Origin of the sequence: uncultured Nisaea sp. (genome assembly GCF_963974195.1) — a bacterium.
In the GTDB taxonomy this organism is placed as follows: domain Bacteria; phylum Pseudomonadota; class Alphaproteobacteria; order Thalassobaculales; family Thalassobaculaceae; genus Nisaea.
Genome location: NZ_CAXBDC010000131.1, coordinates 1 through 10,339, shown reverse-complemented (window position 1 = coordinate 10,339; position 10,339 = coordinate 1). Strand labels below are relative to the sequence as shown.

Below are 10,339 nucleotides of genomic sequence, written 5' to 3'. Positions count from 1 at the left end.
ATGGCCATGGCGACGATCATGGCGTTCCGCAGACTGTCCCGGACCACGATATCGCGCGGCTTCAGATCGTTCTTCATCATGTCGGCGAGAAGCTGCACCAGCTCGGCCGGAAAATCATTCAGGCGGCGCGGATCGTCCGAGGCCGGGGCCACCATGTGCAGCGGCTGCATGCCGACGACGCCAATGAAGGTCTGCATCGTGTTGTAGGTAAACATGCCACCGCAGCTGCCGAAACCGGGGCAGGCATTGCAGGAAATCCGGTGCCGCAATTCGGCATCCGGGCTGCCCGCGACCTGGTAGGCCGAGACGATATCCAGCGTGTCCCCCGTCGCCGGGTCCGTGCCCGGGCGGATCGGCCCGTCCGACATGATGATGGACGGCTGGTTATGCTCCAGCAGCGCCGCCAGGGTGCCGACCGGCGGCTTGTCGCAGGCGACCACGGCGATGGTGCCGGCGAGGCCGGTTGCTTCCAGATGCTCGCACAGCGCATCGTTGGTGACTTCGCGGCCGATCAGCGAATAGCGCATTTCCGGCGTGCCGTTGCGCACCCCGTCCGAGGTGGCGATGGTGAATTCCGGCTGCACCAGACGGAACGGCAGCTTGCCCGCCTCCCGGCCGATCCGGCCCTTCAGCGCCTCGTGGATAGCCTCCACCTTCTCCGCCACGCCGAGATAGCACTGGCTGTCCCCCTTAGTGCCGACCACGCCGACGGACGGCTCGTGGATCAGCTCCGGATCGGTGCCGAGCGCATTGGCAAGCCCGATGGTCTGGGCCGAACGGCCCGGATGGCGGTCGATAAGGACGGTCTTTGAATTCTTCACGGGAGCATTTCCTCAGGGTGGGCGCATATCACTCGGACGGCGGTTTGACGCCGCCGGGCTGTTTGGAGCGGATATTAGGACATGCGGGGGGGCGAGGGAAAGGGGGCGGATGGCAGGTATACAGCTCAGAGGTTATAATGAGAATAAACTCTCTAACATTTCAGTATTTAAAGAAAAATTAGCCACTCGGTTTATGCGCCATCCGGTTTTCCGATGGTAACAAAGCAACAAGGATCGCAAAAAACGGCAACTATAAAAAAACAGCCCCAGTACTGGCCTTGGCTCTCGACAAGTGATGCGAAATTTACCAAACCAGCGGGATGAGCGTTAATTGCGGCAAAGCTCCATCATAATAAATTTTCATATTTGGTAACCGAGTATCCAATGCAAAAGATAACTACCAGATTCAATTTCGGCACTCTGGAAGCACTCTCTTTCCTCGCCGTCGCATACTCAGCCTATCTTGCTTTCGGATATGCGAGCCAGCCGCCACTCGACATACATGCTTTCCGGCAGACCCAAACAGCCCTCACGGCTTACTGGTTCACGGAACAGGGCTTCAAATGGGCTTATGAGACACCGGTGGGAGGCATTCCCTGGGCCATTCCCTTCGAATTCCCGATCTATCAGATAATCGTCGCCGGCCTCTCGCATCTCTTTGAAATTTCACTGGATTTTTCCGGTCGGGCAATAAGTTATGTCTTTCTGGTTATGTGCCTTTTCCCCGTTTGTTCGATCACCAGACAGCTGAAGTTGCCTGATAATGTTTTTGCGTTTTTTGTGGCCATTCTCTTTTCAATGCCCCTCTACCTGTATTGGGGTAGGAGCTTCATGATCGAGACACCGGCTCTGTTCTTTACGATCGCCGGAACAAAATATTTTATCGATTACTTCATGGGAAAACGCTCTTGCGGGACCATCGTCCTGTTCATTCTTTTCTCGAGCTTCGCCTTCTTGCAAAAATCCACGACCATCCTTCCGGTTTTTGTATTTCTGGCGCTTTCATTCACCTTACCGAAACTGAAAAATTCCAAAACCGTACGCGATTTTCTGCTCAACAAAGACCTGATTATTACCGGGGTTATTTTTGTAATTCCCGTGTCGATAGGCTTTGCCTGGATCGTCTTTACGGACCAGCTCAAGCTTGAGAACCCGCTGGGTGCACAATTGACATCCGCGGAGCTCAGTCAATGGAACTGGGGGAAACCTCTACAAAGGGTTTCTCCAGCCCTTTGGTTCGATGTGATCTGGGAAAGAATACTGTCGACCAATATGGGCGGGGCGCTCGGACTGTTTCTGATTTTTGCTCCCTTTCTTCTGCGCACTGAACGCCGGATCAGGCTTATCGTTCTCAGCACCATCGTCCTCGGCTTCGCACCGGTGTTTCTATTCACCAATCTGCATATCGTTCACGATTATTATCAGAGTGCCACGGTGATCTTCCTCGCATATGGGCTTGCGGTGGCTCTTGGTTCCATGATCTTGCCGGCTTTCGGGAAAGCAGCAGCCGTTTTCATGATGATACTCATCATGACCTCTAATTATATTGTGTTTTCATCGAGGTATCTGCCGAACATCACAAAAGAAATCACCAAGGAAAACCGGGATCTGGCCATCGGTGATTTATTGAACAGAGAACTCCCTACCGGAATGCAATTTGTTGCATACGGCAATGGCTGGAGTTCGACTTTCAGCTATATCTCCAAGAGAAAGTCCTTCACCGCGCCAAAATGGCTCAGAAATTACGATCAGGTCCTGTCTAATCCTGAAAAATTTGTCGAAGAAGGCCACCTCGGGGCAATCGTATCCTGCAAAGACCATCCCAATGTTCCCGAACTCATAAGCTGGGCGAAGACAGGCCGATCATGGAAAGTCGGCGAGACGCACGGCTGCTTGATCGCCACCCCGGAAAAGCAGGTCGACCACCCGCTTCTGGAGTCAGCGCAGTGTGAAGGGAGCATCGACAGAGCCGAAATCGGGGAGCGCGACGGGCACAAGGTCATGACTTTTGCAGGCTGGACGGCCACAAAGGGTGAAAAACCCCTGGCGCCGGATGATGTCTTCGTGAAGATCTCCGGCAAAGAGCCTAACTCCCTCCTCTACCTGCAGGCGCTAAAAGTGCCCCGTATTGACGCCAATCTGTATCTTGGCATCGACACTGATACCGATGTCGGTTTCTCCCGTATTGCGCAGGTCGATCTGCCTTCCGGCCAATATGAAATCGGGATCGTTCAAAAGACGGGAAGTACATACGTTTCGTGCGGCATCAGGAAATCGCTCCGTGTTCAATAGTGGGGATACATGAAAGAAAATAAAATAGTTCTTCCCGGCGGGGCTGGTCTTGTCGGACAAAACCTGGTCGCACGCCTGATGGAAAACGGCTATCGAAACATCACCGTTCTTGATAAACACGAGGCCAATATTAAAACATTAAAAGAAGTACAACCCGATATCACTGTCGAATATGCAGACCTTGCAAAAACAGGGGCCTGGCTAAGACATTTTTCTGATGCCGATGTGGTTGTCATGCTTCAGGCTCAAATCGGCGGCAACGATTATCAGGAATTTACACGTAATAATGTGGACTCTACAAAACTGATACTCGACGCCATAAAAAAGAATGACGTTCCTCACCTTATTCACATCAGCTCTTCCGTCGTCGAATCTGTCGCAGACGATTTTTATACCAATACCAAAAAAGAACAGGAATCCGTGGTACTGGAGAGCGGTATTCCCTGCGTGATACTCCGACCGACCTTGATGTTCGGCTGGTTTGACCGCAAACATCTGGGCTGGCTGTCGCGCTTCATGAAAAAAGTGCCCGTCTTCCCTATCCCCGGACACGGCCGTTACATGCGCCAACCACTTTATGTCGGCGATTTCTGCAACATCATCATTAGCAGTATCGAGAACCATATCGCGCATGGCGTCTATAATATATCAGGGCATGAGCAGGTGGATTACATAGACATTATCCGCGAGATCAAACGGGCTATCCATGCCCGCACCCTTATATTGCGCATACCATATACATTGTTCTACGCGCTGCTATGGGTCTGGGGATTATTTGATAAAAACCCTCCCTTCACGACACAGCAGTTGGCTGCACTGAGCGCCAAAGATGAGTTCGAGGTAATCGACTGGCCCGGTATTTTCGGGGTCAGTTCAACACCTTTCAAGGATGCTGTTTACGAGACATTTAACGATCCCCGCTACAGTCAGGTGGTATTAGAGTTTTGAATATGAAACAGCGCATAGCAGTCCTGGGGGCGGGTCCAATGGGCTTGGCCGTCGCTTACCAACTGACGCTGGACGGGCACCAACCGGTGCTTTTCGAGGCAGACGACCGCATTGGCGGAATGACCGCAACCTTCGATTTCAACGGACTTGATATCGAACGTTACTATCATTTTCACTGCACATCGGATGAGGATTTCCTGCAGGCGCTCGATGAACTGGGAATCGCCGACCGAATGCGCTGGACAGAAACCAAAATGGGATATTGGTATCAGGAGCGCCTGCAGACCTGGGGCACCCCAATAGCCCTGCTCAAGTTTCAGGGCCTCAGCTTCTTGGGAAAGTTCCGGTACGGCTTGCATGCCTTTCTTGCCACCAAGCGCACCGACTGGCGCCCGCTGGACACAGTCGAGGCCACGGGCTGGATCAAGCGTTGGGTTGGCGCTGAAGCATACGAAATATTATGGCGCAGACTGTTTGAATACAAATTCTATGAATATTCAGGCAGTCTCTCTGCAGCCTGGATATGGAGCCGCATCCGGCGCATCGGACGATCTCGGTACAATTTGTTCCGGGAAAAACTGGGGTATCTGGAAGGTGGCTCCGGCACGTTCCTAACGGCCATGAAGGCCGCGATCGAGTCGAAAGGTGGAGAGATCCGCCTCGAAACACCAGTCGAAAAGGTCATCATCTCTGACCGGAAAGTCGTAGGAGTGCAAACCGGCGGTAAAGTCGAACCTTTCGAAAAAGTCATCAGCACCATTCCGTTGCCATTTGTGCCGAGAATCATACCAGATCTGCCGGCCGACATCCTGGACAAGTTCAAAGCACTCAAAAATATTGCCGTGGTTTGCGTCATTGCGAAACTCAGGAAAGCAGTCACCGAAAATTTCTGGTTGAACACAAATGATCCGGAAATGGATATTCCGGGGTTGGTGGAATACACGAACCTGCGCCCGCTGGACCATCATGTGGTCTATGTACCGTTCTATCTACCCGGCGAACATCCATTGTTTGCTGAGCCAGACGAGACTTTTCTGGAAAAGGTCAGGCGCTATCTGAAGAAGATCAACCCTGCCCTCAACGATGACGATTTCATTGATCTGTATGCTAGCCGTTACCGCTATGCGCAGCCAGTCTGCGAGCCCGGTCATCTCGACAACCTTCCTTCTGTCGCTTTACCGGTTCAAGGCCTGTGGGTAGCTGACACCTCCTACTATTACCCGGAAGACCGGGGTATATCGGAAAGCACCGGTTTTGGCCGGGCAATGGCAAAGATGGCCATAGAGAACGGCACAGCCCGAGCATCAGAATGATATGCTGACAAACGAGTTCCTGAGATTTCTCATCGCTGGAGGCGTGGCCGCCGGAGCCAATTTCGGATCACGCTTCATATTCAGCCTGTTTCTGAGTTATGCCCTCTCTGTTTTCTTTGCCTATTTGGTGGGGATGCTTGTCGCCTTCATTCTGATGCGTCGTCATGTCTTCAAGGCAAATAACGGCCGGCTTGCCTTGCAGATCGTCAAATTTGTTACGGTAAATGCGGTCGCCGTGCTTCAGACACTCATCATTAGTCTAGTACTGGCTCGCTGGCTTCTGCCCCCGTTCGGTATCGCCGGTGAGCATGCCGAAGCTCTGGCACATCTGATTGGTGTTTCCGTGCCGGTGGTGACCAGCTATCTGGGGCATAAGTTCCTGACCTTCCAGTGACATTGCTGATACCTGTACATATGCGGGTCTCCAGCCGCGCGACGTCGAGACTTCTGCTTAACCGCCTTAATTTTTCTGCCCCTTCTCACAGATTTGCATCCACGCCCGCGCCACCATAAATAAGAACAAGGCTCCACCGAGCCATTCCATTTTCCCGAGACGCGCCCATGTCCGATCCTGCGCTCAAGAGCCGGGCCACGCTGAAGAGTCCGGATGATGTATGACGAGGCGCTGATGCAGACAGTCAACATTTTCACCCAGATGCCCTCCTGCGCCCGCTCGGCCACCCAGTACTAGCGAGCAGGCTCTCTTCCCGCGTTACCATCTTCGCCACACCGCCGGTAGTGACTCTCCGGGCAACAGAAGGGTCATCCGGGCCGCATCCCCTATCAGAGCGGCCATAATCCCACCGTCCTCGCCCCACTTCGATTGGGGCCGTAAAAGCGCCGCCGGATCTGGAACTTTTCCTGCCCCTGTCCGTTTTTCCATGGTGAAGAAAGGGGATTATCATGAAAAATCCAGCACACGATATCTCGCGAAACCTGCATGCGAAGCCAGAGGCTCACGCGACGCAGGATGCAGCGAAATTGCACGATCAATCCGACCGGGGTGCGGCCATCGACAAGGCGGTTCCCCCTGATCCTGCGACGGCTCCGCTCGGCGCGGGCGTGGCGGGTGTGCGCCCGACTTGGGAAAAAGCCGCTATCGACAGCCAGACCGAGACCGAACGCGAAGATCCGATGCATCCGGAACAGCCATCAGCAAAGGCAGATGCCCGGTGGTTCAGCCAGAACGCAGCGATAGGGCTGGTTTCGGCCGGGATTCTCCTCGTGGCGGTGCTTTTCATCCTGCGCGAACTGGCGTGATGCTGCATCAGATGATGGAATTCAGGATCTGCGGATCGAATTTCCGTCCATGACGGGGCCATCTCTGTTCTGTGGTCCGCGTCCTTCGTCCGGGCCCGAAGCTGCCCCGCGCGGCATCCCGCGCCACCTTCGGGCCGAACTGGTGCAGGCGCTGAATACACTTCCTGACCCGTAAGGGAACCTCAAATGCTCGAGGCATTGTCACAAGAAATCTTCGGCATGCCGCAACTTGACTATGTCAAACTGCTGGTGCGGCCGTTGGGCGCCTTGATATTCGCGGGAATAATCGGTTTCGAGCGGGAAATTGGCCGCCGTCCGGCCGGTCTCCGCACGCATATGCTCATCAGTCTCGCAGCATGCGTCTATGCGCTTATCATGCTTACGCTCCTGGGGCAGTCCGAAACGCTCGGCGACCACGTCACCACGGACCCTATTCGCGTTGTCGAAGCCGTCACCGAGGGCGTGGCATTTCTGGCCGCGGGACTAGTGGTTTTCACCAAGGGGACTGTGCGTGGCCTGACGACCGGCGCAAGCATGTGGCTCTGTGCCGCGGTGGGGCTTGCATGCGGTATCGGCGAGTGGGCATTGGCCGCCTTCACGACAGTGATGGCACTTTGCGTCATTACGGTGATCCGGCTCGGCGAGCAGAAAGCAGGGACCTACCAGAAGGCTCCCCTGGATGACAGGAAGGCAGAGGAAAGCGGCCATGGCCGATGACGGGCGGCTGTCAGAAGCCGTGGACCGCGTCCGGCTGTCGGCCAAGGACGGGCCGATGTCTGTCGAGGAGATCGTTGAGGCCGTCGGTGATCGTGGCGTTCTTCCGCTGATCCTTGTGCCCGCCTTGATCACCGTGACACCGCTCTCGGGCATTCCGGGTGTTTCAATTGTCTGCGGACTGACGATCGCCCTGTTGTCGTTCGAGCACATTGCGGGCTTCCGCAAATTGTACCTTCCCGGCCGTCTGAAGGCAATGTCGATTGATGGCGAAAAACTGCGCGGGGCGCTTGAGCGTATAGTGCCTGTGGTTCGGTGGCTCGACACGCACACCCGAGAGAGATGGGCTTTCCTGTTTCACCGTCCGTTCATCTGGATCGCCTCGCTACTCAGCCTGCTGACCGGTACAGCCATGCCGTTTCTGGAGTTCATCCCCTTTTCCTCCTCTATCGCAGCGGCCGCAGTCTGTCTTCTGACCATCGCCATGCTGACGCGCGACGGGAGCTTTTTCCTTCTGGCCCTGCTGCCCTATTCCGGTATGGGTTATCTCATTGCTCAGGTGATAACTGGATAATAAAGGGACTATTCAGCTCCCCCTTCCCACAGATTTGCATCCACGTCCGTGCCACCATAAATAAGAACAAGGCTCCCCCGAGCCATCCCCTGTTCCGGAGGCACGCCCATGACCATTCCGCTGAAGAGCTGGCCCGAGGCCGCGCCGCGTCTGGTTGCCGTCGCCGCCGGGCGCGAGGCCGCCGATCTCGTGATCCGCGATGTGCGGCTCGTCAATGTGCACAGCCGCGAGGTGCTGGACTGGCAGGTCGCCGTGGCCGAGGGGCGGGTCGCCTCGATCGGGCCGGACGCCTCGCATTGCATCGGCCCGGACACGCGGGTGATCGAGGGCGGCGGGCGGTATCTCATTCCGGGGCTGTGCGACGCGCATATGCATATCGAGTCCGGCATGCTGACGCCGGCCGAGTTCGCCGCCGCCGTCATTCCGCACGGCACCACAAGCATGTTCACCGACCCGCACGAGATCGCCAACGTGCTCGGCCTCGCCGGCGTGAGGATGATGCATGACGAGGCGCTAATGCAGCCGGTCAATATCTTCACCCAGATGCCCTCCTGCGCCCCCTCCGCGCCGGGGCTGGAGACCACCGGTTTCACCATCGGCGCCGAGGACGTGGCCGAGGCGATGTCCTGGCCTGGGATCATCGGGCTGGGCGAGATGATGAACTTTCCCGGCGTCATCAATGGCGACGCGCAGATGCTGGCGGAGATCGCGGCGACCATGCGTGCGGGCAAGACCGTCGGCGGGCATTACGCCTCCCCCGACAAGGGCATCGCCTTCAGCACCTATGCGGCGGGCGGTCCCGCCGACGATCACGAGGGCACCGAAGAGGCGGACGCGCTTGCCCGGGTGCGCAACGGCATGCGCTCGATGATGCGGCTGGGCTCGGCCTGGTACGATGTCGAAAGCCAGATCACGGCGGTGACCGAGCGCGGCCTCGACCCACGCAACTTCATCCTCTGCACCGACGATTGCCATTCCGGCACTCTGGTGAATGACGGCCATATGAACCGCGTCGTCCGCCATGCCATCGCCTGCGGCTGCGATCCGCTGGTGGCGCTGCAGATGGCGACGATCAATACCGCCAGCCATTTCGGGCTGGAACGGGAGCTGGGCTCGATCGCCCCCGGCCGCCGGGCCGACATGATCCTGACCTCGGACCTCGTGAGCCTGCCGATCGAGCATGTCATCGCGCGCGGGGAAACCGTGGCGATGGATGGCAGGATCACCGTGGACTGCCCACATTACGCCTGGCCGGACACTGCCCGGCAGACGGTGCATCTGGGCAAGGTACTGGCCGCAGTGGATTTCGCCGTCCCTGCCCCCGAAGGCGCGAACGCGGTCACCGCGAAGGTGATCGGCGTGGTCGAGAACCAGGCCCCGACCAAGGCGCTCACCGCAGAGCTGCCGGTCGTGGATGGCGTGGTTGAAGGAGACGGCGGCGTCTGCCAGATCGCGCTGGTCGAGCGGCACCGGGCCACCGGCGGCGTGATGAACGGCTTTGTCTCCGGTTTCGGCTACACGGGCCGGATGGCCATGGCCTCCACCGTCGCCCATGACAGCCACCACATGATCGTCGTCGGCACAGATCGGGAGATGATGGCGCAGGCCGCGAACCGACTGGGCGACGTCGGCGGCGGGATTACGGTGTGGAAGGACGGGGAAGAGATCGCGCTGGTCGAACTGCCCATCGCCGGCCTGATGTCCGACCGCCCGGCAATCGAGGTCGCGGCGGCGGCACAGCGCATGGTCGAGGCCATGGCGAAGTGCGGCTGCACCCTGAACAACGCCTATATGCAGCACTCCCTGCTGGCGCTGGTGGTAATACCGGAACTGCGGATCAGCGATCTCGGCCTGGTCGACGTGACGAAGTTCGAGCTGACGGAGCTGATCGAGGGTAGGGGCAAACGCCTCCCCTAGCCCACATCCATCATTCCCGCGTACGCGGGAACTCAGCGATCGTAGAGTCCGCTCGTCTTCCCTGGGTTCCCATTGTCATAGGGATGACGGTCAAGGGAGGGGCGTTTCCACCCAGTTCGAAACATCCCGATCATAGCGCCACCCTCTACTTGGAGCCGGCGCAGAAAAAGAAGTAATCAGCAACGGCAGACCATTTCCTACTCGAGAGTTTCCTTCATCTTTTGCTTCATCGAACGAGCTGTAAAAATTGATGGGCTTGCCGTCTTCTTCCAGAAGAAATCTAACATCATCCATATTGCGGCGCCTCCAAAATTGAGTCCCCCCTAAAGCAGGGGCACGTTCTCACTTACAAGTACCAAGCGATCATTTCATTACCCCCAATAGCAAGAAAGCCCCCATGCGCTGCCGGGGGCTTTCGAATTGATGTCGTAAGATCGACCCAGCCGCGTTACGCCGCCTTGACGATGTTCCGCAGCACGTACTGCAGGATGCCGCCGTGG

10 protein-coding genes are annotated in these 10,339 nt (G+C 56.8%); 8 read left to right on the top strand and 2 right to left on the bottom strand.

The window, feature by feature from the left end:
* The coding region (locus AAC126_RS20005) for a dihydroxy-acid dehydratase (protein ID WP_339856797.1) at nucleotides 1–821 on the bottom strand (821 nt) is incomplete at its 3' end.
* A gap of 384 nt (nucleotides 822–1,205) precedes the next feature.
* Between AAC126_RS20005 and AAC126_RS20000 the strand changes: the two genes are divergently transcribed.
* The 8 genes from AAC126_RS20000 to ade all read left to right on the top strand — a co-directional run bounded on the left by AAC126_RS20000 (nucleotide 1,206) and on the right by ade (nucleotide 9,839).
* Entirely contained in the window at nucleotides 1,206–3,113 is a 1,908-nt protein-coding gene (locus tag AAC126_RS20000; protein ID WP_339856794.1) for a hypothetical protein, read from the top strand.
* 9 nt (nucleotides 3,114–3,122) lie between these two features.
* The gene (locus tag AAC126_RS19995) at nucleotides 3,123–4,061 is read left to right on the top strand and encodes an NAD-dependent epimerase/dehydratase family protein (protein WP_339856791.1); all 939 of its coding nucleotides are present in this window, start codon (nucleotides 3,123–3,125) and stop codon (nucleotides 4,059–4,061) included.
* A 2-nt stretch (nucleotides 4,062–4,063) separates the two neighbouring features.
* Entirely contained in the window at nucleotides 4,064–5,374 is a 1,311-nt protein-coding gene (locus AAC126_RS19990; protein ID WP_339856788.1) for an NAD(P)/FAD-dependent oxidoreductase, read from the top strand.
* Nucleotide 5,375: 1 nt separating this feature from the next.
* The gene (locus AAC126_RS19985; RefSeq protein WP_339856785.1) at nucleotides 5,376–5,768 is read left to right on the top strand and encodes a GtrA family protein; all 393 of its coding nucleotides are present in this window, start codon (nucleotides 5,376–5,378) and stop codon (nucleotides 5,766–5,768) included.
* A 509-nt stretch (nucleotides 5,769–6,277) separates the two neighbouring features.
* Nucleotides 6,278–6,634 (top strand): hypothetical protein, encoded by a 357-nt coding sequence (locus AAC126_RS19980; protein WP_339856783.1) that lies wholly within the window; start codon nucleotides 6,278–6,280, stop codon nucleotides 6,632–6,634.
* Nucleotides 6,635–6,820: 186 nt separating this feature from the next.
* Nucleotides 6,821–7,351, top strand: a complete 531-nt coding sequence (locus tag AAC126_RS19975) for an MgtC/SapB family protein (protein WP_339856780.1) — start codon at nucleotides 6,821–6,823, stop codon at nucleotides 7,349–7,351.
* Nucleotides 7,341–7,922 carry an exopolysaccharide biosynthesis protein gene (locus tag AAC126_RS19970; protein ID WP_339856777.1) on the top strand — a complete coding sequence of 194 codons (582 nt, stop codon included), beginning with the start codon at nucleotides 7,341–7,343 and terminating at the stop codon, nucleotides 7,920–7,922. Before AAC126_RS19975 ends, AAC126_RS19970 begins: the two co-directional genes overlap by 11 nt.
* A 108-nt stretch (nucleotides 7,923–8,030) precedes the next feature.
* Nucleotides 8,031–9,839 carry an adenine deaminase gene (ade, locus tag AAC126_RS19965; RefSeq protein WP_339856775.1) on the top strand — a complete coding sequence of 603 codons (1,809 nt, stop codon included), beginning with the start codon at nucleotides 8,031–8,033 and terminating at the stop codon, nucleotides 9,837–9,839.
* Nucleotides 9,840–9,929: 90 nt separating this feature from the next.
* Here ade and AAC126_RS19960 read toward each other — a convergent pair whose 3' ends face one another.
* Entirely contained in the window at nucleotides 9,930–10,133 is a 204-nt protein-coding gene (locus AAC126_RS19960; RefSeq protein ID WP_339856770.1) for a hypothetical protein, read from the bottom strand.
* Nucleotides 10,134–10,339: the final 206 nt, after the last annotated feature.

Bases quoted from the DNA above. Each gene is read 5' to 3' on its own strand.
- AAC126_RS19970 (WP_339856777.1), top strand. From the start codon at position 7,341: ATGGCCGATGACGGGCGGCTGTCAGAAGCCGTGGACCGCGTCCGGCTG.
- AAC126_RS19985 (WP_339856785.1), top strand. From the start codon at position 5,376: ATGCTGACAAACGAGTTCCTGAGATTTCTCATCGCTGGAGGCGTGGCC.
- AAC126_RS19990 (WP_339856788.1), top strand. From the start codon at position 4,064: ATGAAACAGCGCATAGCAGTCCTGGGGGCGGGTCCAATGGGCTTGGCC.
- ade (WP_339856775.1), top strand. From the start codon at position 8,031: ATGACCATTCCGCTGAAGAGCTGGCCCGAGGCCGCGCCGCGTCTGGTT.
- AAC126_RS19980 (WP_339856783.1), top strand. From the start codon at position 6,278: ATGAAAAATCCAGCACACGATATCTCGCGAAACCTGCATGCGAAGCCA.
- AAC126_RS20000 (WP_339856794.1), top strand. From the start codon at position 1,206: ATGCAAAAGATAACTACCAGATTCAATTTCGGCACTCTGGAAGCACTC.
- AAC126_RS19995 (WP_339856791.1), top strand. From the start codon at position 3,123: ATGAAAGAAAATAAAATAGTTCTTCCCGGCGGGGCTGGTCTTGTCGGA.
- AAC126_RS19960 (WP_339856770.1), bottom strand. From the start codon at position 10,133: ATGGATGATGTTAGATTTCTTCTGGAAGAAGACGGCAAGCCCATCAAT.
- AAC126_RS19975 (WP_339856780.1), top strand. From the start codon at position 6,821: ATGCTCGAGGCATTGTCACAAGAAATCTTCGGCATGCCGCAACTTGAC.